This is a genomic window from Agrobacterium sp. 6Ca8 (assembly GCF_055382765.1).
Window position 1 is genome coordinate 1,958,478 of the sequence record NZ_AP026434.1, and the last position, 25,920, is coordinate 1,984,397.

General features: G+C 59.5%; 26 protein-coding genes and 1 tRNA gene. 19 read left to right on the forward strand and 8 right to left on the reverse strand.

Annotated features, from left to right (window positions below):
• Positions 1-185: 185 nt before the first annotated feature.
• A complete protein-coding gene (locus ACZ5A6_RS23065) occupies positions 186-1,070 on the forward strand; it encodes a DMT family transporter (RefSeq protein WP_174060201.1) in 885 nt (294 codons plus the stop codon).
• 23 nt (positions 1,071-1,093) lie between these two features.
• Here the strand turns inward: ACZ5A6_RS23065 and ACZ5A6_RS23070 are convergent, their stop codons facing one another.
• Positions 1,094-2,149: an ornithine cyclodeaminase gene (locus ACZ5A6_RS23070; protein WP_065688790.1), complete on the reverse strand. Its 1,056-nt coding sequence runs from the start codon at positions 2,147-2,149 to the stop codon at positions 1,094-1,096.
• A 13-nt stretch (positions 2,150-2,162) separates the two neighbouring features.
• Positions 2,163-3,083, reverse strand: coding sequence for an arginase (rocF, locus tag ACZ5A6_RS23075; protein WP_174060200.1), 921 nt, complete (start codon positions 3,081-3,083; stop codon positions 2,163-2,165).
• Between the two features lie 132 nt (positions 3,084-3,215).
• Here rocF and ACZ5A6_RS23080 point away from each other — a divergent pair, with 132 nt between their 5' ends.
• Positions 3,216-3,653, forward strand: a complete 438-nt coding sequence (locus ACZ5A6_RS23080) for an Lrp/AsnC family transcriptional regulator (protein ID WP_004431612.1) — start codon at positions 3,216-3,218, stop codon at positions 3,651-3,653.
• A gap of 123 nt (positions 3,654-3,776) precedes the next feature.
• Positions 3,777-3,850 (forward strand) — tRNA-Gln (locus ACZ5A6_RS23085).
• Between the two features lie 122 nt (positions 3,851-3,972).
• Here the strand turns inward: ACZ5A6_RS23085 and ACZ5A6_RS23090 are convergent.
• The 5 genes from ACZ5A6_RS23090 to bioB are packed head-to-tail and all read right to left on the reverse strand — an operon-like array spanning position 3,973 to position 9,065.
• A complete protein-coding gene (locus tag ACZ5A6_RS23090) occupies positions 3,973-4,959 on the reverse strand; it encodes a beta-ketoacyl-ACP synthase III (RefSeq protein ID WP_174060199.1) in 987 nt (328 codons plus the stop codon).
• Between the two features lie 2 nt (positions 4,960-4,961).
• Positions 4,962-6,275, reverse strand: a complete 1,314-nt coding sequence (locus tag ACZ5A6_RS23095; RefSeq protein WP_174060198.1) for an adenosylmethionine--8-amino-7-oxononanoate transaminase — start codon at positions 6,273-6,275, stop codon at positions 4,962-4,964.
• Positions 6,272-6,910: a dethiobiotin synthase gene (gene bioD / locus ACZ5A6_RS23100; protein WP_004431604.1), complete on the reverse strand. Its 639-nt coding sequence runs from the start codon at positions 6,908-6,910 to the stop codon at positions 6,272-6,274. Before bioD ends, ACZ5A6_RS23095 begins: the two co-directional genes overlap by 4 nt.
• Positions 6,907-8,049, reverse strand: coding sequence for an 8-amino-7-oxononanoate synthase (locus ACZ5A6_RS23105; protein ID WP_464111417.1), 1,143 nt, complete (start codon positions 8,047-8,049; stop codon positions 6,907-6,909). Before ACZ5A6_RS23105 ends, bioD begins: the two co-directional genes overlap by 4 nt.
• On the reverse strand, positions 8,046-9,065 hold the full coding sequence (gene bioB / locus ACZ5A6_RS23110; protein WP_065688784.1) for a biotin synthase BioB: 1,020 nt from the start codon (positions 9,063-9,065) through the stop codon (positions 8,046-8,048). Before bioB ends, ACZ5A6_RS23105 begins: the two co-directional genes overlap by 4 nt.
• Positions 9,066-9,287: 222 nt before the next feature.
• Here bioB and ACZ5A6_RS23115 point away from each other — a divergent pair, with 222 nt between their 5' ends.
• From ACZ5A6_RS23115 to ACZ5A6_RS23155, 9 genes are all read left to right on the forward strand, one after another.
• Positions 9,288-9,734, forward strand: coding sequence for an acetyltransferase (locus ACZ5A6_RS23115; protein ID WP_174060197.1), 447 nt, complete (start codon positions 9,288-9,290; stop codon positions 9,732-9,734).
• Between the two features lie 105 nt (positions 9,735-9,839).
• Complete coding sequence (locus ACZ5A6_RS23120; RefSeq protein WP_174060196.1) at positions 9,840-10,739, forward strand: helix-turn-helix transcriptional regulator; 900 nt, start codon at positions 9,840-9,842, stop codon at positions 10,737-10,739.
• A 123-nt stretch (positions 10,740-10,862) separates the two neighbouring features.
• On the forward strand, positions 10,863-11,786 hold the full coding sequence (locus tag ACZ5A6_RS23125) for a hypothetical protein (RefSeq protein ID WP_013762015.1): 924 nt from the start codon (positions 10,863-10,865) through the stop codon (positions 11,784-11,786).
• 88 nt (positions 11,787-11,874) lie between these two features.
• The gene (locus tag ACZ5A6_RS23130; RefSeq protein WP_174060226.1) at positions 11,875-12,288 is read left to right on the forward strand and encodes a hypothetical protein; all 414 of its coding nucleotides are present in this window, start codon (positions 11,875-11,877) and stop codon (positions 12,286-12,288) included.
• A gap of 87 nt (positions 12,289-12,375) precedes the next feature.
• Positions 12,376-12,606 carry a hypothetical protein gene (locus ACZ5A6_RS23135; RefSeq protein ID WP_004431588.1) on the forward strand — a complete coding sequence of 77 codons (231 nt, stop codon included), beginning with the start codon at positions 12,376-12,378 and terminating at the stop codon, positions 12,604-12,606.
• Entirely contained in the window at positions 12,603-14,066 is a 1,464-nt protein-coding gene (locus ACZ5A6_RS23140; RefSeq protein WP_112191898.1) for a TolC family protein, read from the forward strand. Before ACZ5A6_RS23135 ends, ACZ5A6_RS23140 begins: the two co-directional genes overlap by 4 nt.
• Before the next feature lie 14 nt (positions 14,067-14,080).
• Positions 14,081-15,430, forward strand: a complete 1,350-nt coding sequence (locus ACZ5A6_RS23145) for a multicopper oxidase family protein (protein WP_149916418.1) — start codon at positions 14,081-14,083, stop codon at positions 15,428-15,430.
• Between the two features lie 41 nt (positions 15,431-15,471).
• Positions 15,472-15,948 carry a cupredoxin domain-containing protein gene (locus ACZ5A6_RS23150; RefSeq protein ID WP_149916417.1) on the forward strand — a complete coding sequence of 159 codons (477 nt, stop codon included), beginning with the start codon at positions 15,472-15,474 and terminating at the stop codon, positions 15,946-15,948.
• Between the two features lie 24 nt (positions 15,949-15,972).
• The gene (locus ACZ5A6_RS23155) at positions 15,973-16,257 is read left to right on the forward strand and encodes a copper-binding protein (protein ID WP_004431579.1); all 285 of its coding nucleotides are present in this window, start codon (positions 15,973-15,975) and stop codon (positions 16,255-16,257) included.
• 140 nt (positions 16,258-16,397) lie between these two features.
• On the opposite strand, the gene ACZ5A6_RS23160 is transcribed toward ACZ5A6_RS23155, so the two are convergent.
• Complete coding sequence (locus ACZ5A6_RS23160) at positions 16,398-17,183, reverse strand: phosphatase PAP2 family protein (protein ID WP_464111418.1); 786 nt, start codon at positions 17,181-17,183, stop codon at positions 16,398-16,400.
• A gap of 170 nt (positions 17,184-17,353) precedes the next feature.
• On the opposite strand from ACZ5A6_RS23160, the gene ACZ5A6_RS23165 reads away from it, so the two are divergent.
• The 7 genes from ACZ5A6_RS23165 (at position 17,354) to ACZ5A6_RS23195 (ending at position 25,622) form a co-directional block, all read left to right on the forward strand.
• A complete protein-coding gene (locus tag ACZ5A6_RS23165) occupies positions 17,354-18,052 on the forward strand; it encodes a response regulator (RefSeq protein WP_115062526.1) in 699 nt (232 codons plus the stop codon).
• Positions 18,049-19,206, forward strand: a complete 1,158-nt coding sequence (locus tag ACZ5A6_RS23170) for an ATP-binding protein (RefSeq protein ID WP_112290724.1) — start codon at positions 18,049-18,051, stop codon at positions 19,204-19,206. The genes ACZ5A6_RS23165 and ACZ5A6_RS23170 overlap by 4 nt, the downstream gene beginning before the upstream one ends.
• 320 nt (positions 19,207-19,526) lie before the next feature.
• Positions 19,527-20,555 carry a 2-dehydropantoate 2-reductase N-terminal domain-containing protein gene (locus ACZ5A6_RS23175; protein WP_112290721.1) on the forward strand — a complete coding sequence of 343 codons (1,029 nt, stop codon included), beginning with the start codon at positions 19,527-19,529 and terminating at the stop codon, positions 20,553-20,555.
• A gap of 48 nt (positions 20,556-20,603) precedes the next feature.
• Entirely contained in the window at positions 20,604-21,182 is a 579-nt protein-coding gene (locus ACZ5A6_RS23180) for a TetR/AcrR family transcriptional regulator (protein ID WP_112290719.1), read from the forward strand.
• On the forward strand, positions 21,179-21,781 hold the full coding sequence (locus ACZ5A6_RS23185) for a 2-hydroxychromene-2-carboxylate isomerase (RefSeq protein ID WP_112290717.1): 603 nt from the start codon (positions 21,179-21,181) through the stop codon (positions 21,779-21,781). Before ACZ5A6_RS23180 ends, ACZ5A6_RS23185 begins: the two co-directional genes overlap by 4 nt.
• 121 nt (positions 21,782-21,902) lie before the next feature.
• Entirely contained in the window at positions 21,903-23,309 is a 1,407-nt protein-coding gene (locus tag ACZ5A6_RS23190) for an FAD-binding oxidoreductase (protein ID WP_112290714.1), read from the forward strand.
• Positions 23,310-23,327: 18 nt separating this feature from the next.
• Positions 23,328-25,622: a molybdopterin guanine dinucleotide-containing S/N-oxide reductase gene (locus tag ACZ5A6_RS23195; protein ID WP_112290711.1), complete on the forward strand. Its 2,295-nt coding sequence runs from the start codon at positions 23,328-23,330 to the stop codon at positions 25,620-25,622.
• Positions 25,623-25,920: the final 298 nt, after the last annotated feature.

Below are 25,920 nucleotides of genomic sequence, written 5' to 3' on the forward strand. Positions count from 1 at the left end.
AAAGCTTTCGCCAGCATAGGCGCCACCCGTGAACTTGACCGGGCAGAGGCAGTCTTCGGACTTGCATGGCAGCTATTCGGAAAATAAGGTTGTCTGACAAGATACGGCCAGACCATATGGCTGCTATTCACCTTATTCACGCCGAATCCTCTTTTTGCCGGCAACAGCCGGACAGTGGTTTATTTATGCCATCACCCAAGACCGGTTATCTTTATGCGCTCATAGCATTCACGATCTTTGCAGCGCAGGATGGCATATCCAAACATCTTGGCAGTTCTTATCCGCCCGTCTTCGTCGCAATGCTTCGATACTGGGCCTTCGCCGTCTTCGTTTTGTTGATGGCTGCAAGGTCCTCTGGCGGCATTCGGGGCGCTGTCATGGCAAACCGTCCGTGGCTGCAGATCAGCCGCGGCGTCCTTCTTGCCGTGCAGATTGTTTTTTCCATTTTCTCCTTCGCCGTTGTCGGGCTGGCGCACAGCCACTCCATCCTCGCTTCGGCGCCGCTGATCGTCGCCGCACTGTCCGTGCCGTTGCTTGGCGAACATGTGGGCTGGCGGCGCTGGTGCGCCATTTTTGTCGGCTTCATCGGCGTTCTCGTCATTCTGAAACCTGATGGCGAAGGGTTCGACAACCGCCTGCTGATCACTTTCATCGCCGCCTTCATGCTTGCGCTCTACAGCGTCCTGACCCGCCTTGGCAGCAAGAGCGATTCAGCGATGACGAGCTTCTTTTATACCGGCGTGGCCGGTGCGGCAGCACTGACGCTGGTGGGTCCGTTTTATTGGGTTAGCCTCGCACCCCAGGATTGGGGCTGGATGCTGGCGCTGTGCATTACCGGCATGAGCGGCCATTATTGCCTGATCAAGGCATTCGAGCTGGCGGATGCGGCCTCCGTGCAGCCGTTTTCCTATTACCAGCTCGTGCTCGTCTCCATCATCGGCGTCACCATCTATGGCGAGGTCGTGACATCCAACATGGTTCTGGGTGCTGCAATCGTGATCGCCGCCGGTCTCTTCACCATCTGGCGGGAACATGCCGTTGCCCGCAGGGAACGCAGGCGGGCTGGCTGACGTCATTCCGGTTGAACGTCCTCTCAGGCGAGAGCCGCCTCGCAGCGCAACAGCATTCCAAACAGGTCGCGCGGCTCATCCGGATCGGCCAGCAGATCCAGTTCCGTATAAAGCCCGGTGGCGGCCAGTTTCGAGCGCACATAACGCAGCGCCGAAAAATCCTCGGTCGCGAAACCAACGCTGTCGAACAGCGTGATCTGCCTGTCGTTTACCCGTCCCTGCTTTTGACCGGCAATGACCTGCCATAGTTCTGTGACAGGGTAGTCCGCTGGCAATTGCTGGATTTCACCTTCGATGCGGGTCTGCGGCGGGTATTCGACAAAAATGTCCGACCGCAGCAGAATGTCCCGGTGCAGTTCCGTCTTGCCAGGACAATCGCCGCCGACGGCATTGATGTGAATGCCAGGACCAACCATGTTGTCGGTCAGGATCGTCGCATATTGCTTGTCAGCCGTGACGGTGGTGATGATATCAGCACCTTCCACCGCGCCCTGCGCACTATCGCAAATTTCGATGGTAAAGCCCTGCCCGGCAAGATTGCGGGCGCATTTTTCGCTGGCGGTCCGGTCGATATCGAAAAGCCGCACGGTGTCGATGCCGAGAATGGCCTTGAAGGCCCGCGCCTGGAACTCGCTCTGCGCGCCATTGCCGATGATGGCCATCGAGCGGGCATTTTTGCGGGCTAGGTGTTTTGCAGCGACAGCCGAAGTAGCAGCGGTGCGCAGCGCCGTCAGAATGGTCATTTCGGTCAGGAGCAGCGGATAGCCGTTGCCGACATCGGAAAGCACCCCAAAGGCGGTCACCGTCTGGCGGCCCTCCTTCATGTTTTTCGGATGGCCGTTCACATATTTGAAGCCATACAGCGTTCCATCACTGGTCGGCATCAGCTCGATGACGCCCTCTTGGGAATGCGATGCGATGCGTGGCGTCTTGTCGAAACTTTCCCAGCGGCGGAAATCCTCTTCCACCACGTCGGCCAGCTCGCGCAGAAACGTATCGATCCCCACGCGCAGCACGAGTTTCATCATATGATCGACGCTGACGAAAGGTACGATATTAAGGTTCGGTATAATCGTCATTGCATCATCCCCCTCAGCCGGCCCGCGTCGGGCGGTCCATAACCCGCTTGCCCATCAGGCTGGCAGCCAGGTCGACCATCAGCGTCGCCGTCCTGCCGCGCTCATCGAGAAACGGGTTAAGCTCCACGAGATCGAGACTGCACACAAGCCCGCTATCATGCAGCATCTCCATCACCAGATGCGCCTCACGGAACGTCGCCCCACCCGGAACCGTGGTGCCGACCGCAGGCGCGATAGACGGTTCCAGGAAATCGACATCGAGACTGACATGCAACAGGCCGTTTGCCGCCTGCACCCGCGCAAGGAATGCGCGCAGCAGAACCGCGACACCATGTTCGTCTATCGAGCGCATGTCGTGAACGGTGATGCCGCTGTCTTCCAGTGCGGCTCTCTCGGCTGGATCGACGCTGCGGATGCCGATCATGCCGATATTTTCCTCAGGAACCGCATGGGAGAGCGGCGGAAAGTAACCCGAAAATCCGTCGCGACCACTGAAATAGGCGACCGGCGTGCCATGCAGGTTGCCGCTGCGCGTCGTTTCAAGCGTGTGGTAATCGGTATGGGCATCGAGCCAGAGCACGAAAAACGGCCGGCCACTCTCCGCCACCCGCCGCGCCATGCCGGCGACGGTGCCCGCGGAAATTGCGTGGTCGCCGCCAAGAAAGATCGGCACGGCGCCAGCACTTTCTCGATAGGCGGCCTCCGTCAGCGCCTCGGTCCAGGCCACCGTCTCAGCGAGATGATGCACCGCCGGATTGGGGTGGTTAAACTCCCTCAGCGGCGCCGGCGTCACATTGCCGGTATCCACCACCCGATGGCCCAAATCTTCGAGCGCCCGCGTGAGACCGGCGATGCGATACGCACTCGGCCCCATCTCACACCCCAATTGCCCGGCTCCGATTTGCAACGGCGCACCGATCAGCCTGATATCCATTTGAGCCCTCGCTTTTATAAACCGATAACCTCACTAAACCACACAGACATGGCGGAATGAACATCGAATATTGGCAATATTATCGAAATAGGCTATCGATTTGGTCAAATCTATTTATCAGAATGGATACCAATGGATGATCTCGACGAACGGCTCGTGACCCTTTTGAGGCATAACGGCAGACGCAGCATTTCTGATCTGGCGATCGAGACGGAAACCTCGCGCGCAACGGTACGCTCACGCATCGAAAAAATGGAAAATGACGGCACTATAATCGGTTACACCGTCATCCTGCGTGCCGATGCGGTGGAGGCGGCGATCCGCGGCATCATGATGATCGAGATTGAAGGCCATGTGACGGACCGCGTCATCCGCACGCTCGGCGGTTTCCCGGAAATATCCGAAATTCACAGCACGAACGGCCGCTGGGACCTGATCGTAGAACTTAACGCCGCCACTCTCAGCGATTTCGACGCGGTGCTCCGCCGTATCCGCCTTGTCCCTGGCATTACCGGCAGCGAGACCAGCCTTCTGCTCTCCACCCCACGCTCCACCCGTGCGCGGCTCTGACGCAGGAGACAGACGCAAAAGAGCGACGAAAACGCATTTTTCGATTTTTTCGACTTGCGCCTCGCAAGAAATCATCTATATGACGACCCACCAAAGCGAACGCGGTAACCCGCTTCAGGCTTTTGGGGAATAGTTCAATGGTAGAACGACGGACTCTGACTCCGTTAATCTTGGTTCGAGTCCAGGTTCCCCAGCCAAATTTCTCCAAACAAAATCAAACTGTTTCGAGCACTTGAGCTGCATCACCGCGCTCTGCCTATATCTGCCGACGTTGTACGCGCGGCTCGATCCGACTCAGACATTTCCGTATCCAGCTGGCCTAGCCTCGATACACCACCGCCCCCCCAGTCATCCCCGCCCCTGCCGCCGTCAATAACAGCGTTTCACCCTCCGCGATGGGCCGCTCAGCATTGGAAACGGAAAGCGAAAGCGGAATAGTGGCGGCAGAAGAGTTGCCGAAGGTTTCGACTGTACGTACCGTCTTTTGCCGGTCGATGCCGATATTGCCGCAGACGGCATCGAACATGCGGGCATTGGCCTGATGCGGCACGAACCGCTGGATATCGGTGGCCGTCATTTCTGCGCGTTGCAGAGCGCGCTGTGAGGTCTGCGTCATTGTTGCGACGGCACGGGAAAAGACCTCGCGGCCGTCCCGCATCGTCATCAGGGTATCTTCAGCCTCTGTATCAATGGAAAAAGGCTGGCTGCTGCCGCCCGCCGCGATCTGGATCAGGTCGTAACCGCTCCCATCCGAAACGAGATCGGCAGACAAAAGGCCGCGCTGCGCATCCCGGCAGGGGACAAGCACGACGGCGCCGGCAGCATCGGCGAACAGAACCGCAGTTGCCCTTTCCGCCGGATTGATACGACGGCTTAAGATATTGGCGGCAACAACAAGCACCGCGCGGCCGTGCGTGCGGACAAAACCATCCGCAAGAGTGAGCGCATAGAGAAAACCGGAACAGGCCCCGGCAAGATCGATCGCCCCGGATTGTGTGAGGCCCAACCGGTGCGCAAGCAGCGGGGCCGAAGGCGGCAAAAGATGGTCTGGCGTGGACGTCGCAAGCAATGTCAGTGCGATATCCTCGGCGCCAATTCTCGCGTTTTCCAGTGCCATGCGGCCGGCCTTTTCGGCAAGGCCGCTTAGCGTCTCGCCCTCTTGCGCCCAATAACGTGTGCGGATCCCCGTCCGACGCTCTATCCAGCCAGCCTCCAGCCCAAGACGCGTCTCAATCTCCGCGTTGCGGACACATCGCACTGGCACGGCATGCCCGAAGCCAGCCATGCGGGAAGAACGGGTCTGCATTGTCAGGCCTTTCGGAGACGGTTTTTGATCGCGGCCGCGCCGGGTTCTCCCAGAGCGGCTTCAGTCACGATCGAGGCGACTTCGTCCATGGCGTCAAAGGCACGGGTGAGGTCTTGCGCCGTCGAACAATAGGGCGGCATCAGATAGAGCACATTGCCGAGCGGGCGGATGATGAGCCCGCGCTCGCGGAACAATTGCCGCATGCGTGGCCCCGCCTCCGCGAGATAACCGCCGGAGGGCACGACGAGGTCAAGCGCTGCGATCGCTCCAATCTGGCGTATGTTGGTGAAGCGCCTGTCATCCGCAAATCGCCCGAGATTGTCGCGCAGCACTTCTTGCAGTTGACCGATGCGCTGCACCACTGGCTCATCGCGCCAAACCTGCAGATTGGCGACAGCGGCAGCGCAGGCAATCGGATTGGCGGTGTAGGAACTCGAATGGAAAAAGGTCTTGCGGCGATCGGTCGAGAAGTGCGCGTCGAAGATTTCGCCACTGCACAAGGTCGCTGCCAACGGCAGGGAGCCGCCGGTCAGCCCCTTGGAGGTGCACAGAATATCCGGTGAAACTCCCGCCTGCTCGCAGGCGAACATGGTTCCTGTCCGGCCCCAGCCCGTCATCACCTCGTCGGCGATGACAAGGCAACCGTAGCGTTCGGCAATTTGTTTCAGTCCGGCGAGCACCTCCGCACGGTAAATCTTCATGCCACCGGCACCGAGAATAAGCGGCTCGATCAGCAAGGCGGCGACTCGGCCCGAACGACAAAAGCTCTCGAACATGTCGAGCGTCTCCTGCTCACAATCCGCTTCTGGAAAAGCAAGCCGGTCGACGCCGAATAGCAGTGGTTCATACGCAGCATTGAACACGCCGCGTTCGCCCGTCGACATGGCGCCGATCGTATCACCGTGGTAGCCGTGCTCCATGACCACGATGCGATCTCGCTTTTCACCGCAATTGTGAAAATAACCGAGCGCCATTTTCAGCGCCACTTCCACCGAGGTCGAACCGCTATCGGAATAAAACACATGTTCCAAGCCGGCAGGCGCGAGTTCGATCAGCCCTTTGGCCAGCGTTTCGGCCGGCTCGTGCGAAAACTCGGCGAAAATGATCTGGTCGAAGGTCTCGATCGCTGCGCGGATGGCGGACATGATTGCCGGGTGCCGGTGGCCGTGAGTGATGACCCACCAGGATGAAATTGCATCGAACAACCGCTGGCCATCCTCATCGACCAGATAGGAGCCCTCCGCCGAGACGATGCGTTTCATCGGCGGTTCCAGCCCGTGCTGGGTGAAAGGATGCCAGACGCGGGAACGGCTCATGCCGGCACCTCCAGGAAATCAGCGAGATCGAATTGTTGAGCGAATGCGTGGTGCAGCGCCTCGGCAGTCATCTCCGGTATGCGAGGCAAGCGGCCAAGCGAGCGAACTCGGCCGATATCGGCGATAATGCGCTGATTTTCCCGGTTCTCATCACCGATGAAGACCACGCCGTGCACCGGAATGGCTCTCAGCCGCAGCGCCTCGAGCGACAGCAGCGTGTGGTTGATGGTGCCGAGTGAGGTTCTGGCGCACAGGATCAGCGGAATTCGCCAGCGGGCGAAAATATCGACAAACAGCAATGTGTCGGTCAGCGGCACCAGCAGGCCGCCCGCCCCTTCGATCACCAGCGGCCCATCCGTTTCCGGCGGCAGCAAAAGCTCGGGCTCGATCGTGACATTGTCGAGGCGGGCCGAAAGATGCGGTGAGGCCGGCATTTTCAGGCGATAGGCCTCCGGCAGGATGCGCGTGCGCGGCACGCCACCCATCCGCTCCACCACCTCGCTGTCGGTCTCTTCCTCGAGCCCGGATTGCACCGGCTTCCAGTAATGGGCTTGCAATGCGTGAGTAAGCGCCGCAGAAAAAACCGTCTTACCGATACCCGTATCGGTGCCCGAGACGATGAAACGAAGGCTCATCGTTCCCCCTCCATGGCGAGGGCGAGCAGCCCGACCATATCGGCGATCTGGCTTTCCTCGACATTGAGCGTGATGGCTATGCGCAGGCGTGCCGTGCCTTCCGGCACCGTTGGCGGGCGGATAGCGCGCACGTCGAAGCCGCCGTCTCGCATACGCGTGGCGATCTTCAGTGCACGCGCATTGTCACCAATCATCACCGGCAATATCTGCGAGCCGCCGGGCGTCACGCCCAGCCGGGATCGTAATTGTTCGCTGGCCAAATTTATCAGTTCTTCCAGACGGATGCGCCGCCAGGGCTCGTCGGCGACGATCCGCAAGGCCTCCCGCACAGCCGCCGCCATCAGCGGTGACGGCGCGGTCGAATAGATGAAACCGCGGGCGCGGTTAGTAAGGTAATCGGCAAGAACCGCAGGCAGACTGATAAGCGCGCCGGAAAGACCAAGCGCCTTGCCGCAGGTGTGCAGCGCCACGACATTACCCCGACCTTCCAGTTCAGCGGCCAGGCCGCGCCCGCCCGGCCCGAACACGCCGGTGGCATGCGCCTCATCGACGACGAGAAAGCCGCCATGTCGCCCGGCGAGGTCGGCAAGGGCCGCAACCGGCGCCCGGTCACCATCCATGGAATAGAGGCTCTCCACCGCGATCCACGGGCGACCTTTGCCGCCCGCCTGCCGCCATCGGTTTATTTCCCGTTCGAATGCCTCAACCTGATTATGCGGCACAGCGACCGCCTTCGCCTTGCCGGCGGCAATGCCGTCATGCACGCTGGCATGGATCAGCGCATCGTAGAGAACGAGGTCGTCCCGCAGCGGCAGTGCGGAAAAAAGTGCGACATTGGCGGCAAATCCGCTACCGAAATAGATCGCCCTCTCAGCGCCGAAAAATACCGCCGCCTCCGTTTCAAGCGCCTCATGTTCGGGATGGTTGCCACGAAGCAGCCGCGAACCACCTGCACCCACAGGCACGCCCCTCTCGATTGCGTCAGTGATCGCCGCCTTCAGCCGGGGTGCATCGGCAAGCCCGAGATAGTCGTTGGAGGTGAAGTCGATACCCTGCCGGGGCGCTAGCGCCCGCAGGCGCGACTTGCGGTGCAGACCGGCAAGCTTCAGCTCATAGGCGGAGAGCGCCGACGAATTCACCGGGTCTCTCCCGCTTCCGCCGTTTGCAACGCCATCGGCTTCAGGCCCAGCCGCCGGAACAGCGCCGTATCGTGATCTTCCCCCGGATTATCCGCCGTCAGCAGCGTCTCGCCGACGAAGATGGAATTCGCCCCGGCCAGAAAACAGAGCGCCTGCATCTCATCACTCATTTCGGTACGTCCGGCGGAAAGCCTCACATGCGAACGGGGCATGAGGATGCGCGCAAGCGCAATGGTGCGGACGAAGTCGATCGGATCAACCGGAGCGGCCTTGGCAAGCTTCGAGCCGGGGATCGGGATCAGCATGTTGATCGGCACGCTTTCCGGCGGAACCGGCAGATTAGCAAGGGTTACCAGCATGGAAATACGGTCCTCGACCGTTTCTCCCATGCCGAGAATGCCGCCGGCGCAGACCTTCATGCCGGCATCACGAACATTGGCAAGCGTTTCCAGCCGATCTTCGAAGGTGCGGGTTGTGATGATCTCCGAATAGAACCGCTCCGACGTATCGACATTGTGATTGTAGTAATCTAGCCCGGCGTGAGCGAGACGTTCGGATTGTTCCGGCGTCAGCATGCCGAGCGTCATGCAGGTTTCCATGCCGAGCGCCTTGACGCCTTCGACCATGGCCACCACCGCCTCCATGTCGCGCTCCTTAGGGTTGCGCCACGCCGCCCCCATGCAATAGCGCGTCGCCCCGCCCTCTTTCGCCTTGCGCGCCTCCGCCAGCACTCGCTCCACCTCCATGAGTTTGGAAGCCTTCAGACCTGTTGGATTGCGGGCGGACTGGCTGCAATAACCACAATCCTCCGGGCAGCCGCCGGTCTTGATCGATAAAAGCCGGCTCATCTGGATGGCGTTGGCATCGAAATGGCGACGGTGCACCTGCTGTGCCCGGAACAGGAGGTCATTAAATGGTAAATTATAGATAATTTTTGCTTCTTCGAGTGAAGGATCCGCTTTGATTGAGGGAATCTGCGCCTGATTTTGTTCAATTTCCGTGATAATCTGATTCATCCGACGATCTTTCCTTCAAATAAATAGATAGAACTTATTTTTATCTATTTTTTTATCGGACCCTTTTGCAAGGACTTTTTTCGAGAAAAACGTCAGGCACCGGAGATCGAAGAAATATGCGGGATAAGACTGCGGCGTTTGGCTGCGGGGATTTAGCGAATGGGAAAACGCCTTGCGAAAAGACCCATGGCGCAAAAACGCCGCAATTGCTAAGGGTGAGGCATGATCACATTTCGTCCCGCCAACGCTCGCGACACGGCCCGCATCCTTGAAATATGGCGTAAGGCCGTAGACGCTACCCATGATTTTCTTCACAGAGCGGATCGCGCCGCAATCGAGGAAGAAGTGACGGCTTTTCTTCCCGAGGCCGCTTTGATGCTCGCCGTCGATGCGTCGGATAAGCCTCTCGGGTTCATGTTTTTGCATGAAGGGCACATGGAAGCGCTTTTCATCGATCCGGATTATCACGGCAGAGGCATCGGCAAGGCGCTCGTGCAGGCAGCGCTTGCCGCACACCCCGCGCTGACCACCGATGTCAACGAACGGAATACACAGGCCATGGGCTTTTATCGCCGGCTCGGTTTCAAGCCGACGGGACGCTCCGACCTCGACGGGCAGGGACGGCCCTATCCGCTCGTCCATCTTGGGTTTCGCGCAACCGAACAATAAGCCGCGGGGACATGGCTCATCTGGGGGGAGCAAGCCACGAACACCATCATCCGTTTCGCAACCGAGGATTTTCAGCCCGAGCACCGCTTCGACCAATGGCGCGAAGTGCGCGGCAAAAGCCTGTTTGGCGTAACGATCGAGCTTGCGCCGGATCGCCGCCAGGCCTTCAGCGGGTCGTTTCAGGCGCGCTCTGTTGCAGGCGCCGTCGTAAGCGAAATGCGCGCTTCCTCTTACCGGGTCAACCGCACGGAAGCCGATATTGCCCGCATTGCCGGCGACAGCCTCTGCATTGGCTTGCAGGTAAAGGGTTCGGGGTTGCTGCATGCCGGTCGAGACAGGATCCATGCCGTTAGCGGCGGTGATTTCACCATCAACTATTCGGACTTGCCCTATGACGCGATACCGGGCGGTGAGGCGGATTTTCACTACAAGATGCTCAAGATCCCTGTCGATGACGAAGTCATGCTTGGCCGACCGGCCGATGACCTGTTCGCCACGCGTTACGCCGACAAGACCGCCTTCTCCCGGCCGTTCCGGGCGCTCTTCAACGCGCTGAACGCCGAACGCGGCAGGCTCATCGATCCCGTGCGCGATGTGACGCATATCGCTCGATTAGCCATGACGGCGCGTGGACGGCTTTCGCCTGCAATGCCGGAAGTGCGCGCCGCACTCCGCACCGGGCTTTGTTATGCGGCCCAGGACATCATGATGCGCAAAAAGTCCTGGCAGAACCTCACGCCTGCCGCAGTGGCAAAGGAACTGGGCATTTCACTTCGGCAACTGCACGTCGTTTTCGAAGGCGCGGAGCTGTCTTTTTCCCGCACGCTCGCCTCCATGCGGATCGAGGAAGCGCGACGCCTGCTGCTGGAATCTCCCGCCCTGACAATCACGCAGGTCGCGTATGGCAGCGGCTTCGACAGTCTTCCAACCTTTTACCGGGTGTTCAGCAGCACCTATGGCATGACGCCCGGCGAAGCCCGCGCCACGGGCATGCCGACGGCCTAAAAGTGTCACCTCTGCGCGCAATGAGAAGACGCCTCATCCCGACCCCTGTAAGGCCGATGGATCATCCAATCCTCATTACACTCCGCAAGGAGGGTGGTGCCGGCAATTCGAGGAGCGCTGCCCATGACCAATTTTTTCGATTTCGCGATCTCCGGGTTGCCGGACGCCTCCGCCGTTGGCCGCAGGCTACCACCCAGCGAAATCGACCGGTTGCTTCAAACGGGTGCTTTCGCGGCAGCACTACGGCTGCTGGCGGGAAGTTTCATCACCCTCTACGAAGGTTCGCCCGACATGACCGCGCTTTTCGCCACGCGCCAGAGCCGGCTTCTTTGCCACGCGCTGTTGGCGCTCTATTTTCAAAAGCGCAAGACCGGAACGGACGAACCCGCCCTGACGCGGGAAGATTTCGGCCAACTCGCGCTCCAACACGGCATTGCCAGCCATGATGTCGCCTATGCCTTCTTCAAAGAGGCGCTGAAACGCGGCCTGACAAGACCGGCGCACCAAGCCGGCGAAAAGCCGGCCGATGGCGTGGTGCCTTCACCGTCCACCCTGGCGATGCTTGCCCAATGGTACGACGTGCATTTTCAGGCGCTGGACCTCATCGATGAGGGGTTCAGAGCCTCTCGGTTTATCGAGCGATCCGAAACCATGCTCGCACACATCCATCCGCGCGTGGCGCAGGCGCTGCTGTCCAATCCGGAAGTGCGCTGCCCGGGCCCGCTTTCCATCATCTTCAACTGGTTCGACGCGGGCGGGCTGCTGATGGACCGCCTGATCGCCGGGATCGACTGGGAAAAGCCGACAGAACAGGGCAGACACCTGACGGATGTGAAAACACCATCGCAACTGGCGGCATCGCTCTCCCTTTCCCGAATCCATGTCAGGCGCAAGCTTGACGCGGCCGAACTGATCGGCGGCATCGGCTGGAGCGGACGGAAGGGGCGTTCCGCTCTCTGGATATCCCAGGGCTTTTACGAGGAATATGCCCGCATGCAGGCGCGTAAACTCCTCATTCTCGACGATGCCTTTATGGAGACAGTGTGAGGTTTAAGAACCGGCAGACGTGCTATTTATTGATGGTTATGAGCGATATCCATTGACAAACTTCAGGACTGCGGCTCTTCTACAGGGCATGCGTGGGATGTTGCGAACATCGAAATTGACGGCACTGCTGTTTCGACTGGTGATGATATTGTCACTGGCGGGATACAGCGTTTCCACCGTCAATGCCGCAATGCATGGTCCCGATACCGCGGAAATGCAGACCACCCAATCCGCCATGATGATGGATCACGGCGCGATGATGGACCATGGCGGTTTGGCCATGATGTCCAGCGACCACCATAATATGGATACGGCAGACCACGACAGCGGCGTCAAAAAGCCCGTGAAGCCGGAATGCTGCAACGATTTCTGTCTGGGCATGGCGGTGCTGATTGCGCATGACGCCCTTGGCGGACCAGTCGTCAATTCCATCCGTTCCTTCCTTGACGACAGCAAGACCGTGGGCCAGATCCCGCTGCTTCACCGTCCACCGAATATCTGAACAGGCAAAGCCCGCCTCTCGGGCAATGATCGTGCGTGAACGGCTTTAGCGCCGTCGCGCCGTTGCATCTCCTGTTCGGAAATTACCATGAACCCTATCTACATCGTGGTTGCAGCGCCCCTTTTATTGGGCGGCTGCACAGCCACATCCTCGATGAACGAGGCCGCCTCGTATGAAGACGCGGCAAACCCGTCGCTAGGCGTCACCCCTCTGCGTTATCAGACACCGGTCACAGGTTACTCGCACCGTGCTCCGGTGGACCCGAAGCCCTGGCGAAACCAGAACGATGCGCAGGCTCCGAAAGGAGACGCATCATGACGCTACGCGTGATCAAACTCACGGCTGTCCTTTCCGTCCCGCTCGTTCTTGGCGGCTGCGTCACGGCCGCCGACTACACCTCGAAGAACGCAGGCTTCACCACCGTCTCGGCCAGGGCGACCGAGGCGACAGGAAAGCAGACTGTCTGGATACAGAACCGGGCCGAGGCACAGGCAACCGCAACCCGCGTCAAATCGCTGATGTCAGCGAAAACAATCGATGTCGAGACGGCGGTTCAGGTCGCGCTCCTCAACAACAAGGGCCTTCAGGCGGCCTATGCCGATCTGGGTGAATCGGCCGCAACCGCCTGGCAATCGACCATGCTGGTCAATCCGAGGGTCGGCATCGGATTGACGGGGATCGGCACTCCGGGGCTCCGGGCCTACAAGGCGATCGAGGGTGTGATCGTCACCAATATTCTGGCACTGGCCACGCTCAAACAGAATGTCGAGATTGCCGATACCGGCTTCCGAAAGGCGCAGCTCGCAGCCGCGCTGAAGACGTTGCAATTGGCGGCAGATACCCGCCGCGCCTGGATCACGGCGGTTGCTGCCTGGGAAAATGTCGGCCAGCTGGCGCAGGCCCAGACAGCCGCGGATGCCGCCTCGGAACTTGCAAGGAAGCTTGGCGAAGCAGGCTCGCTGAACAAGGAAGGCCAGGCTCGCGAGCAGGTCTTCTATGCCGAACTGACCGGCCAGATCGCCAAGGCGCGGCTTGAAGCCCGGCTTGCGAAGGAGGAACTGACAAGGCTGATGGGCCTGTGGGGCGCGGACATAGACTACTCCATCCCCAACCGCCTGCCCCAGCTTCCAAAGGATCTCGTCAAACGTGAGATGATCGAGGCCGAGGCGCTGCAACGCCGGGTGGATTTGCAGATGGCGAAGCTCGATCTGGAATCGACCGCCCGGTCGTTCAAACTCACAGAAGCTACCCGATACGTTACCGATCTAGAACTTCGTTCCGGCTTCGAGACCGAACGCGAACTTGAAGACGGCGAAAAACACAAACAGACGACCGGCAATGCCGAGCTGGAATTCGTCATTCCGATCTTCGATTCCGGTCGGGCAAGAATGCGGGAATCCGAACTCGCCTATATGCGCGCAGCAAACCTGCTGGCCGAAAAAGCGGTCAATATCCGCTCCGAAGCCCGCTCCGCCTATCAGGCCTATCGCTCGAACTACGACATCGCCCGGCACTATCGCAACAGCGTGGTGCCGCTGCGGACCAAGATCGAGGAGGAGTCGCTGCTGACCTATAACGGCATGCTCACCAACACCTTCGAACTGCTCGCCGACAGTCGCGAAAAGGTCAATTCGAACCTGCTCGCCATCAATGCCAAACGTGACTTCTGGCTCGCGGAAGCCGGCCTTGCGCCCGCCATCTACGGCGGTGGCGCGGGTACGGCAGGCGCGGAGACCGAAGTTGCCGCCACTGGTGGCGGCAGCGGTGGCGGACACTGAGAAAGGAAACGACCATGTTCAATAGAAGAAACTTTCTGGGCGTCGGCGCCGCAATGGTCTCCACGGCGGCCTGGGCAAAGACATCGAATAGCAGCCTGCCGGAAGCGGCCGTGATGGAAACGGCAGCGACGCAAGCCCCCGTCAACCCCACTACCGGTCCCGATTACAATCCGGTCGTCACCCTCAACGGCTGGACCCTGCCTTTCCGGATGAACAATGGCGTCAAGGAATTCCACCTTGTCGCCGAGCCAGTGGAACGCGAGATGGCGGAGGGCATGACGGCCCGCCTCTGGGGCTATAACGGCCAGTCACCCGGCCCGACCATCGAGGCCGTAGAAGGCGACCGGGTGCGGATTTTCGTGACCAACAAGCTGCCGGAACATACAACGGTCCACTGGCACGGCATGATCCTGCCATCAGGCATGGACGGTGTCGGCGGCCTGTCGCAACCGCATATCCCCGTTGGCAAGACCTTCGTCTACGAGTTCGAGCTCGTGAAGTCCGGCACCTTCATGTACCACCCGCATTCAGACGAGATGGTGCAGATGGCGATGGGCATGATGGGCTTTTTCGTGGTCCATCCAAAGGACCCGACCTTCATGCCTGTTGATCGCGACTTCGTGTTCCTGATCAACGCCTTCGACATCAATCCCGGCTCCTACGTTCCGAAAATCATGACCATGACGGACTTCAATCTGTGGTCATGGAACAGCCGGGTATTTCCGGGCATCGATCCGCTGGTGGTCTCCAAGGACGACCGGGTGCGTGTCAGGGTCGGCAACCTGACCATGACCAACCACCCGATCCACATGCACGGTTATGATTTCGAGGTGACGTGCACGGATGGCGGCTGGGTGCGGCCCGAGGCCCGGTGGCCGGAGGTCAGCATCGACATCCCCGTCGGCGCCATGCGGGCCTATGAATTCGACGCCAAATATGTCGGCGACTGGGCGATCCATTGCCACAAGTCGCACCACACGATGAATGCGATGGGACACGATGTCCCGACCTTCATCGGCGTCGACAAGAAGACCGTCACCGAAAAGATCCGAAAGGTGCGGCCGGAATACATGCCGATGGGTACAGCCGGCATGGCCGATATGGGCGCGATGGAGATGGAAATCCCTGAGAACACCGTTCCCATGATGACCGGCTGGGGTCCGCACGGCCCCATCGAAATGGGCGGCATGTTCTCCGTGGTGAAGGTCCGCGAAGGCATCTCCGCGGGCGATTACTCAGATCCCGGCTGGTACCAAAACCCGCCCGGTACCCAGGCCTGGGAATGGACCGGCGACGTGCCGGATACCGAAAAGACCAATGATCCGAAAACACAGATCACGCCGAAACCGATGAAACACGGCTGATCGTGCAGACCATATCCCCACCAGAACCAAGGAAAAATTCGATGACCAGACTGAAACTTGCACTGCTTCTCACCGCTCTTGCCACACCCGCCTTCGCATCGGGCACCCACGGCGGCGGCCATGAAGCGATGGCGATCGGCGAACCCGGCGACAAATCCAAGGTAACCCAGACCATACAGGTCACCATGAGGGAAACGCCTGATGGCAAGATGCTGTTCACGCCCGCCAAGTTCGAATTCAAGAAGGGCAAGACCGTTCGCTTTGCCGTGAAGAATGTCGGCGAGCTGGACCATGAATTCATTCTCGACGAACAGAGCGCAAATCTGGAGCACAAGGCCGCCATGGCAAAGGCCCCGGAGATGGAACACGACAATCCGAACGCAATCAGCCTTGCGCCGGGCGAAAGCGGCGAAATCATCTGGAAATTCACCAATGACGGCATGTTCGAATTCGCCTGCCTGAAGCCCGGACATTACGAGGCCGGCATGCGCGGCGATCTCAAAGTTTCGGCCAAGTAACCAATCGAAAAAAGGAATCTGACCATGAAGACAATCGTTAAAATTACCCTTGCAGCCGCTCTGTTGCTTACAGCCCCCTTTGGCGCATTCGCACAGGAATTCACCAAGGGTACGGTGAAGAAGGTCGACGCTACCGCCAAGAAAGTCACCATCATTCATGAGGAACTGAAGAACCTCGACATGCCCGCCATGACGATGGTGTTCCGCGTCAAGGACGATGCCCTGCTCGCCAAGCTCAAGGAAGGCGCGAACATCGAGTTCATCGCCGAACGTGCGGATGGCAAGCTGGTCGTAGCCCAAGTGAAATAAGGCAGTCCTCGTCCGCACATGCCCGTACCAGACCACAGGCACGGGCATGTGCGATTTGAACAGGCGGCGGACGAACCCCGGACACAAATTTATTGCTCGGGGCATGACCTTTGTTCGGCGCTATGCCGTATTCCCATGAATTAGCGCAGAAACGCAGTGTCGATTGTGTTCCCATGCTTCGTGAACAGCCGATGCAGTGGGAGGAACACGGCGAGCATCAGTGGCCATGCAATCAGGACATCGGAGAGAAAATGTGCGCCCATAGCTGCCCTGTTTAGGGAGCAAAGCACGATGAACGGCATCAAGATCGCCGTGGCGCTCAGGCGAAATTTTTCCGGCAGGAAGATGATGAACGCCAGCAGGGCGATTGCGGACGCGCTTTCGCCGGATGGAAAGGAGCAGTTGCGCGAACAGCTGCCATCGAGGGAAAGAACGGGCGTAAAAAACAAATCCGCCCCGAATTCACTGATATGCCGCGGTCTGGCACGTCCGAACAGGTTTTTCAGCACATGCACGGTCGCACCCGGCCCAAGCGCATAAAAGGTGAGAACAAGTAGCAGTTTGTGAGGGCGGATGGCACGCCGCACGCCGGAGACAAATGGCGTGGCAAGGAGCAGGCAGACAAGCGTGGACAATAAAATGGCGGGAAGTGCGCGGTTCAGATCGCGGACGGAAATCAGGAATTGATCCTCGCCAAGACGAAAACCATCTGTCCAGAACCAGCGACTGGCGTCAAGATCGATATCCGGCCTGACAGTGAAGAAGACCATCATTGCAAGCGTGGTCGAAAGCGCGAGCAGGGATGGGCTGCCGGAAACCCATGCGAAAGTCTGGCGCGCCGTGGGGATGACGGCAAAGCGGAACTTCGGTTTTTCGGGCCGGCCTGGCCATTTCTGTTCGGTCTTATGGGAGAGATACTGGTGCATGGCCAGCTTTCTTCTGTAGAAATGTCAAGGTTCTGCGGAGGAAGTCCCAAGACTGAGAGGAAAAGCGTGCCTGCCGCATCTATCTCGTGAGAAGGCTCTTGCCCGGCGCTTTGCGTCGGCTTAGCGTCCCGGCAATAAAGCGGTAATATCAGTAAGTTCGTAAGGTCAGCATGGACAAAGGTCTCATTCTCATCGTCGAAGACGACCCCGACATCATGCAGATTCTGGACGCCTATCTCATTCGTGACGGATACAGAACCGTTAGAGCCGGGGATGGCGAGACGGCCATGACGCATTTCTCCATGCTGCGGCCGGATCTCATTCTTCTCGACATCGGGCTACCGAAGCTCGATGGCATCGATGTGCTGACACGCATACGGCGGGAGCGTGATACACCGATCATCATGGTCACCGCCCTTGCCGAAGATATGGACAAGCTGACCGGTCTGCGCCTGGGTGCCGATGACTACATCGTCAAACCTTTCAACCCGCAGGAAATGGTCGCCCGGGTGAATGCCGTTCTAAAACGCTCGCGTCAGCCAACTGGCGGAGGAATCCTGCGTTTCGGCGCCATCGAAATAGATACCGAAGCTTACATCGCGGCTGTTTGCAGCGATGCGGGACGAACCGTTCTGCCGTTGACGCTCAGCGAATTCAGAATTCTTGCCCATATGACGCGTCGCCCCACCTATGCCTTTCAGCGGGCCGATCTTCTGGATGCCTGCCTGCCGGAAAGCGATGCGCTGGCACGCACGGTCGATACGCACATCGCCAATCTGCGTAAAAAACTGTCGGATCACGGTGCTGGCGGTTATCTGGTGTCGGTGCGCAGCATCGGCTACCGACTTGCCAGGGAGCAGACATCATGAGGTTCCGGCGGCTCCGCCTGCGCACGATGACGGCGATCACAATCACCACAATGCTCATCTTTGCGGTTGCGTTGGTCTATTTCGGCGTTTCCTGGTATTCGGACACCATTGAGGAGCGCATCCTTGCCCAACTATCGCCTGATGCCGCCAAGGCTTTCTCGGATATTGACCGGGGCGTGATGCCGGATCAGAGCCAGCTTCAGGCCCTTATCGAGGTTTTACCGGGCCTGGAGGACCAGGCAGATAGCGAACTTCTCAAATCGGTGTTCCTCTTTGGATTGCTCGGTGTCTTCCTGTGCAGCTTGCTTGGTTATTTCATCTCCCGGCGCATTGCAGCACCTCTCGGCGAACTTGCCGACGCGGCGCGGCGCATGGCGACCGGCGACTTCAGCGGAGGCGCAAAGATCAAGGCGAGCCGCATCGCCGAAGTCGGATTTCTGGTCGACAGTTTCGAGACTTTGACGCAGGAGCTTCAGATGATGGAGCGCCGGTTGAAGTTCAACACCATGGCGGTAGCCCACGAGCTGCGCACCCCGCTGACCATCCTGCAAGGCCGTTTACACGGCATTGCCGATGACGTCTTTCCGCTCGACAAGCAGGCCATTCGCCACCTCATCGGCCATGTGGAAGGACTTGCGCGTCTCGTCGATGACCTGCGGACGCTCTCGCTGGCAGAAACCAACAGTCTCGTTACGGAGATGCGGCCACTCGATCTCGCTACCGAATGCGCGGCCGTGGCGGAGGCGGCACGGCCTCTTCTCGAAGAGGCAGGAATTCGTCTCGATATGTCGCTGCAGACGGCTCCAATTTGCGGCGACCCTCAACGCCTTCAACAGCTGCTGCTCATCCTGATGGATAATGTACGCCGCTATGCGGCGAGCGGGAAGAGCCTCTTCTGCTCGACCGGAGTCCGGGAAGGACGTCCCTTCATAACAATCGAAGACAAGGGGCCGGGTTTCCCCCCCGGCATCGAGGCACACGGCATCGAACTCTTCTGGCGCACAGAGCCGTCGCGTGCACGTAAGACCGGTGGCACCGGCCTCGGCCTGTCGATTGCTCGAGCGATCGCAAGGGCGCATGACAGCGATTTGCAGATAGATCCGCGACAGGACGGCGGAACCGTCGTCACGGTTCTCTTCAAGGCGGCCTCCTGAAAAATCCCGGCGAGTTGATGCTCTCCCGCGCGCGCTGACGGTGTGCTTCGTTGGGGCTTATTCCAGGGTTTCGCCGCGCCAGGACTGCTGTCGGGAATAAGGTGATCGCAAATTTTCCTTACGCCGAATTATTTTCTATAAAATAGATAGAAAAAGAACGACCTGTCTTTCTTGAGGCGCTCCTCATGCCTAGTTTAGCTGTCATCATTGGTCGCCATCAGGGAGGACCGATGTTGAGCGAAATCCCGTATCGATCCAGCAAACCGCACCGCTGCAATTGATACTGGCGCATTATCGGCCCGGTTGAATTGGAGGAAAAGGTGACACGATACGTTATCATTGGCGCAGGCGCGGTTGGCGCGAGCCTTGCCGCACAGTTCGAGCTTTCCGGCATCAAATATGCTCTGGTCGGACGCGGCGCACAAATTGCCTCCATCATTGAACAGGGGCTGAGCTACCAACGCCCCTCAGGCACGCAGCAAATAAGGCTGAACGCCTTCGACGTATCTGCTCCGCCGGACCTGGCGCCCGACGATATCCTGCTGCTGACCGTCAAAACGCAGGATGCGGCAGCCACTCTGGCAGACTGGTCATGGCGACAGGTATCCGGCGTGGAAGGTCTAACAGCCACGCAGTTGCCGGTGGTTACCTTTCAGAACGGTCTGGCGACGGAAGCGCTGGCGCTCAGGACCTTCGCCAATGTCTACGGCGCCAGTATTCTGACCCCTGCCCGGTTTACACAAACCGGCGCGGTTGCGGCGGCCGGCAATCCGCAGGTCGGCGTGGTCACGATCGGGCGCTTCCCGGCCGGTTCCGACGAAACGGCGAAGGAGATTGCCGCAGACCTCACACGCGCTAATTATCTTGCGGAAACCAGCAGCGATATCCGCCGCTGGAAATCGGCAAAACTGCTTCATAACGTCCGCAATGCGCTGGATCTGTTCGACGGAGAAGACGATCTGCGAGCATCGATCGCCGAAGCGCTGGTCAATGAAGCCCGCCAGACGCTTGAGGTAGCAGGCTACAATCTCGCCTCTCCCTCTGAACGGGCTGTCGATATTTCAGGCTGGAGCATCGCTCAAAACAGCGGCATTCAGCCCGGCCAGCAATCGACCTGGCAGAGCTTTGCCCGGGGCGCTTCCAGCGAGGTCGATTTTCTCAACGGTGAGATTGTGCTGCTCGGCCGTCTGCATAACGTCGCGACACCGTATAACGAGGCTATCCAGTCTCTTGGCGGCAGGCTGGCGCATCAGGGCGCCTTCTCGAAGGCGGTGCCGCTTGACGCGATCCTCTCTTTTGTCGGGCAGCTCCACGAGCGCGACAAAACCGGTCTCGCCGCCGCGCAATGATGCGTGCGACCCGTTCTTCCCATGAAACCACCAAGCTGAAGCGATAAAATGAGAGAAGCCATTCCAGACCAGATTCTCACCGCCGCCGGAGCGCTGTTTTATACCGAAGGTATCCGGGCGGTCGGTATCGACCGCATCATCGAAGAAGCGAAGGTCGCAAAAGCTACTCTCTATCGGCATTTTCCGTCCAAGGATCATCTTGTCGCGGCCTATCTTCAGGATCGCCACGACCGTGTCATTCGCTCGCTGAAGGATGTTCTGACAGCGACTATTGATCCAAGGGACCAACTGCGGGTGATTTTCGAGCGGCTTTACGAGAAGGCCGACAGCCCGGAATTCAGGGGCTGCGCCTTTGCACTCGCGGTTGCCGAACACGGCGATTCCGAACGCGTCGTCACCGTGGCTCGAACCCACAAAAGAATGGTGCGGGATATTTTCGAGACCGTCATGTCGAACGCGGGGGTGCGACTGGATCAGGCGGCCTCCCACCTTTCGCTTCTTTACGAAGGCGCACTTGCCACCGTCGCGGTCGGGCGCGATCCGCATGCCGTACTCATCGCCCGGGACTGTGCGCTCTCGGTATTCGATCTCGCCACCGGCGAGATATTCTCAGGAGACAAGATATGACCAAGACCATCGACTACTTCTTCGGCATCGGCTCCCCCTGGGCCTTTCTCGGCCTGGAGCCTTTCGCCGCGCTCGCCGCCGAGCACAACGCCACGATACGGCCCTATGTCATCCCGCTGATCGAGGATAATGGCGCCATCTACTCACGCAACCGTCCGGAAGCGCGCCGCGCCTATTGGACGAAGGATTTGAAGCGATGGGCGGCACTGCGCGGCAAGTCCCTTAACTTCGACAATCGCGCCGCCCTTTCCGATCCCACGCCGGCCGGCTTCATGGTCATTGCCGCGATCGATGCGGGCGAGGACTGGTTGAGGCTGACCAAGGCGCTTCAGGAAGCTTTCTGGGAAGGAGGCGAAGATATTGGCAATGCCGAAGTTCGCCGCGCAATCGCTGACAAAGCTGGTTTCGACGGTGCGGCGCTGGACGAACGCGGCGGAAGCGATGCCGTGGAAGCCATCCGGAAAGCCAATTATGAGGCCGCAAAGGCAGCCGGTGTGTTCGGGCTTCCGACATTCCGCTACGAGGACGAACTGTATTGGGGACAGGACAGCCTGCCTTTCCTCGAACGTCATCTCAAGGGCGAAAAACTGGCCGCCTGATCCCCGCCGAAAACCGGGTGACTGTCACGCCGTGGCCGCAACCCGGCCATGGCTCTCTCCAGACCATTCCCGTGGAGTTTCTCATGTCTCTTTTCCCGCCCTCTTCGCGCGGAGTATCGCGATGAGCGCACTGCCTCCCGCTCTCTCGGACGCTTTGCGCAACCGTTTCGGCGAGCATTTTTCCACCGCGCAGGCATTGCGGGAACAACACGGCCGTGGCGAATCCCACCATACGCCAGCGATCCCGGATGCCGTCGTTTTCGCCGAGAGCACGGATGATGTGGCGGAAGCCGTGCGGCTTTGCGCCGCTGAAGGTGTTCCCGTCATCGCCTTCGGCACCGGCACTTCCCTCGAAGGCCATCTGACGGCAGTGCGTGGCGGTGTCTCGGTCGATCTGTCGCGCATGTCGAAAATCGTCCGTATCAGCGCCGAGGATCTCGATTGCACGGTGGAGGCCGGCGTCACGCGCGAGCAACTGAACACGCACCTGCGCGACATGGGCCTGTTCTTTCCGATCGATCCTGGCGCCAATGCGTCCATCGGCGGCATGGCGGCAACCCGCGCTTCCGGCACAAACGCCGTGCGTTACGGCACAATGCGAGAAAACGTGCTGTCGCTGACAGTCGTCTTGCCGAACGGCCAGGTCATCCGCACCGGCGGGCGGGCGCGTAAATCATCAGCAGGTTATGACCTAACGCGGCTGTTCGTCGGCTCCGAGGGGACGCTCGGCATCATCACGGAAGTGACGTTGCGACTCTACGGAATTCCCGAAACCATCTCGGCTGCACTTTGCTCCTTCGAAAGCGTCGAACAGGCAGTTGCGGCAGCCATTACGGTCGTGCAGCTCGGCATTCCAGTTGCGAGAATGGAATTAATGGACCGTGGCCTGATCGAGGCCGTCAACGCCTATTCCAGTCTTTCCCTCAAGGTCGAGGACACGCTCGCCTTCGAGTTCCACGGCTCGCCTGCTGGCGTGAAGGAGCAGGTCGAGATGGTCGCTGCCATAGTGGAAGACAATGGCGGCAGGGATTTCGAATGGGCGAATGCGCCGCAAGATCGCAACCGCCTCTGGAAGGCGCGCCACAACGCGTTTTACGCCGTGGTCTCGCAGCGCCCGAACGCCAGGGGCTGGTCTTCCGATGTCTGCGTGCCGGTATCCGAGTTGAGCGGCTGCATCGTCAGGACCCGGGAATTGCTACGCGACTGCAGCGTGCCCGCCGCCATTCTCGGCCATGTCGGCGATGGCAACTATCATGTGGTCTTCGCCGTAGACCCTGCAAATCAAGCCGAACTCGACGAGGTGGCGGCAATCAACAAGAAGATGGTGCAGCACGCCATCTCGGTTGGCGGCACTTCCACCGGCGAGCATGGGGTTGGCACCGGCAAGATCGCTTATCTGCGGCAGGAACACGGCGACGCGGTGGACCTCATGGCCATCATCAAAAACGCCATAGATCCGGCCGGCATCATGAACCCGGGCAAGATCCTGCCGAGCCAAGACTTGCCCAGCCGCCGAGAAACGCTTTGACCGTGCGGGATTTCGCAGATGGATAATTACAAGACCCACAGCTCCCACTGGGGCGCCTTTTCCGGCAGCTACCGGAATGGCAAGCTCGATATCCGTCCGCATCCGGACGATCCACACCCCTCGCCCTTGCTCGCCAATCTGCCGGCAATCGCCGATAGCGCCGCGCGCATCCGGCGTCCGGCGGTCAGGCGCGGCTGGCTGGAGGGAAAACCGGGCAACGCGCAGATACGCGGGGCGGACGACTATGTGGAGGTCGATTGGCCGCAGGCGGCGGACCTCGTCGCGAAGGAACTTCAAAGGGTTTACGGCGATTACGGCCCACAGGCCGTGTTCGGCGGCTCCTACGGCTGGTCGAGCGCCGGACGTTTCCATCACGCGCAAAGTCAGGTCCACCGTTTTCTGAATACGCTTGGCGGATATGTGCGCTCCGTCAACACGTATAGTTCCGGCGCGGCGATGGTCATTATTCCGCATGTTCTCGGACCCTATGATCATTTCGACCGCAAGAGCGTTACCTGGGATGCAATCGAGCGCAGCAGCGAATTGATCGTCGCCTTCGGCGGCATGGCGATCAAGAATACGGACGTGCATGGCGGCGGCAACAGCGTGCATATCGTGCCACAGAAGCTGAATGGCGCACGTGCACGCGGCGCGCGATTCGTGCTGATCAGCCCGCTAAAAGACGATTTTCCGAAAGACCTCAATGCGGAGTGGCTGCCGGTCATACCCGGTACCGATGTCGCGCTGATGCTCGGACTTGCGCATGTTCTCGTCACCGAGGGCCTGCACGATCGGGCGTTTCTTGACCGCTATGCCGTCGGCTATCAGCGTTTCGAAGACTACCTACTCGGCCGGACCGATGGTGTGGCGAAAAGCCCCGAATGGGCTTCCGGGCTCTGCGGCATCGGCACGGAAACTATTAGGGAACTCGCCCGCACCATGGCGCGCGCGAGAACATTGATCACTGTCAGCCATTCGCTTCAGCGCGCCGATTATGGTGAGCAACCCGTCTGGCTGGGGATCGTTCTTGCCGCCATGCTCGGTCAGATTGGCCTCGACGGCGGCGGATATTCCTATTCCCTCGGCGCTTTGGGCAATGTCGGGAAGAACCTGCTGGCCGTTCCCCTGCCGACACTTAACCAGTTCAAAAACCCGGTCGCGGATTTCATTCCGGTCGCGCGTATTGCCGACATGCTGCTCAATCCTGGTGGGGAATTTCACTATAACGGCCAGAGGATGCACTATCCCGATATCCGCTTGGTTTACTGGGCGGGTGGTAACCCGTTCCACCACCATCAGGATATCAACCGGCTACGGGCAGCGTTCAGACGGCCCGAGACCATCATCGTGCACGAAACCGCATGGACATCATCTGCGCGGCATGCCGATGTCGTGCTGCCGGCGACGACAACTCTGGAGCGCGACGACATTGGCGCCGCCGACCGCGATCCTCTGATGATCGCGATGAAAAAGCTGATCGAACCGGTTGGTGAGGCGCACGACGACTACGAAATCTTCTCCGAGATCGCGCGCCGGCTCGGCAAATTCGAAACCTTCACCGAAGGCCGTAGCAGCCGGGAATGGCTTGCCTTCCTCTATGAAACAACGCGTGGGGCGCTTGCCGCCGGTGGGCATGAGGCTCCCGATTTCGAAACGTTCTGGGAACGTGGAGAGATAGGTCTGCCGCTCAAGCCGGATGACGGAGGGCCTGCGCGTGCCTTCCGTGATGATCCCATAGCCTTCCCTCTGAAGACACCATCCGGTAAAATCGAAATCTTCTCCGAGACGATCGAGGGTTTCGGCTATGACGATTGCGGCGGCCATCCGCAATGGTATCCCGGCAGGACGAAACCGGAAGACGAAGCGCTCTATCCGCTGCATCTGGTCTGCAATCAGCCGCATCAGCGTCTGCACAGCCAGCTCGACTATGGCGCTTTCAGCCGCTCCACCAAGATTAAGGGCCGGGAACCCGTGCGCATCAACCCCGAAGATGCAGCCCGCCGGGGCATTGCCGATGGCGATATCATCAGGCTGTTCAATAGTCGTGGCAGCTGCCTCGCCGCAGCCGTCCTGAGCACGGATGTGCGCAACAGCGTGATGCAGCTGGCAACGGGTGCGTGGTTCGAACCGCATGACCGGCATGCAGAGCAAGCGATGTGCATTCACGGCAATCCGAACATCCTGACGCGCGACATCGGCACCTCGAAACTGGCGCAGGGATCGACCGGTCAGATTACCAGAGTGGAGGTCGAACGTTTTGCCGGTGAGGCGCCTCCGGTGCGGATTTTCGAAAAGATGGCATTTGCAAAATAAGTGAGGGACCGGTGTTCCGGCACTGCCGGAAAAATCGCACCGCCAACGTATTCCGGGCGTCGGAAAAGCTGATCCTACCACCTTCGGAAACCGCGGCAAAATAATCCATTAATTCGATAGAAAAAGAACAACTGGTCTTTCTCCTTCTGGCCACCCTGCTACGTTAGACATCAAGAACCGAATTTCAAAACAAGGGACCGCGTCATGACCGCACGATGTATCAGCAAGCACGGCCTGCGATCGAACGAGCCGTCAATGGCTAAAAGTAACGGCTAAGCCGTAACATCGGTCGGACCCT

Bases quoted from the DNA above. Each gene is read 5' to 3' on its own strand.
- ACZ5A6_RS23095 (WP_174060198.1), bottom strand. From the start codon at position 6,275: ATGAGCCGTTCCCGCGTCTGGCATCCTTTCACCCAGCACGGGCTGGAA.
- bioD (WP_004431604.1), bottom strand. From the start codon at position 6,910: ATGAGCCTTCGTTTCATCGTCTCGGGCACCGATACGGGTATCGGTAAG.
- ACZ5A6_RS23130 (WP_174060226.1), top strand. From the start codon at position 11,875: ATGCGTGGGATGTTGCGAACATCGAAATTGACGGCACTGCTGTTTCGA.
- rocF (WP_174060200.1), bottom strand. From the start codon at position 3,083: ATGGATATCAGGCTGATCGGTGCGCCGTTGCAAATCGGAGCCGGGCAA.
- ACZ5A6_RS23150 (WP_149916417.1), top strand. From the start codon at position 15,472: ATGACCAGACTGAAACTTGCACTGCTTCTCACCGCTCTTGCCACACCC.
- ACZ5A6_RS23090 (WP_174060199.1), bottom strand. From the start codon at position 4,959: ATGCAGACCCGTTCTTCCCGCATGGCTGGCTTCGGGCATGCCGTGCCA.
- ACZ5A6_RS23190 (WP_112290714.1), top strand. From the start codon at position 21,903: ATGAGCGCACTGCCTCCCGCTCTCTCGGACGCTTTGCGCAACCGTTTC.
- ACZ5A6_RS23155 (WP_004431579.1), top strand. From the start codon at position 15,973: ATGAAGACAATCGTTAAAATTACCCTTGCAGCCGCTCTGTTGCTTACA.
- ACZ5A6_RS23170 (WP_112290724.1), top strand. From the start codon at position 18,049: ATGAGGTTCCGGCGGCTCCGCCTGCGCACGATGACGGCGATCACAATC.
- ACZ5A6_RS23185 (WP_112290717.1), top strand. From the start codon at position 21,179: ATGACCAAGACCATCGACTACTTCTTCGGCATCGGCTCCCCCTGGGCC.
- ACZ5A6_RS23195 (WP_112290711.1), top strand. From the start codon at position 23,328: ATGGATAATTACAAGACCCACAGCTCCCACTGGGGCGCCTTTTCCGGC.
- ACZ5A6_RS23080 (WP_004431612.1), top strand. From the start codon at position 3,216: ATGGATGATCTCGACGAACGGCTCGTGACCCTTTTGAGGCATAACGGC.
- ACZ5A6_RS23135 (WP_004431588.1), top strand. From the start codon at position 12,376: ATGAACCCTATCTACATCGTGGTTGCAGCGCCCCTTTTATTGGGCGGC.
- ACZ5A6_RS23180 (WP_112290719.1), top strand. From the start codon at position 20,604: ATGAGAGAAGCCATTCCAGACCAGATTCTCACCGCCGCCGGAGCGCTG.
- ACZ5A6_RS23160 (WP_464111418.1), bottom strand. From the start codon at position 17,183: ATGCACCAGTATCTCTCCCATAAGACCGAACAGAAATGGCCAGGCCGG.
- ACZ5A6_RS23125 (WP_013762015.1), top strand. From the start codon at position 10,863: ATGACCAATTTTTTCGATTTCGCGATCTCCGGGTTGCCGGACGCCTCC.
- ACZ5A6_RS23070 (WP_065688790.1), bottom strand. From the start codon at position 2,149: ATGACGATTATACCGAACCTTAATATCGTACCTTTCGTCAGCGTCGAT.
- ACZ5A6_RS23065 (WP_174060201.1), top strand. From the start codon at position 186: ATGCCATCACCCAAGACCGGTTATCTTTATGCGCTCATAGCATTCACG.
- ACZ5A6_RS23165 (WP_115062526.1), top strand. From the start codon at position 17,354: ATGGACAAAGGTCTCATTCTCATCGTCGAAGACGACCCCGACATCATG.
- ACZ5A6_RS23140 (WP_112191898.1), top strand. From the start codon at position 12,603: ATGACGCTACGCGTGATCAAACTCACGGCTGTCCTTTCCGTCCCGCTC.
- ACZ5A6_RS23115 (WP_174060197.1), top strand. From the start codon at position 9,288: ATGATCACATTTCGTCCCGCCAACGCTCGCGACACGGCCCGCATCCTT.
- bioB (WP_065688784.1), bottom strand. From the start codon at position 9,065: ATGAATCAGATTATCACGGAAATTGAACAAAATCAGGCGCAGATTCCC.
- ACZ5A6_RS23145 (WP_149916418.1), top strand. From the start codon at position 14,081: ATGTTCAATAGAAGAAACTTTCTGGGCGTCGGCGCCGCAATGGTCTCC.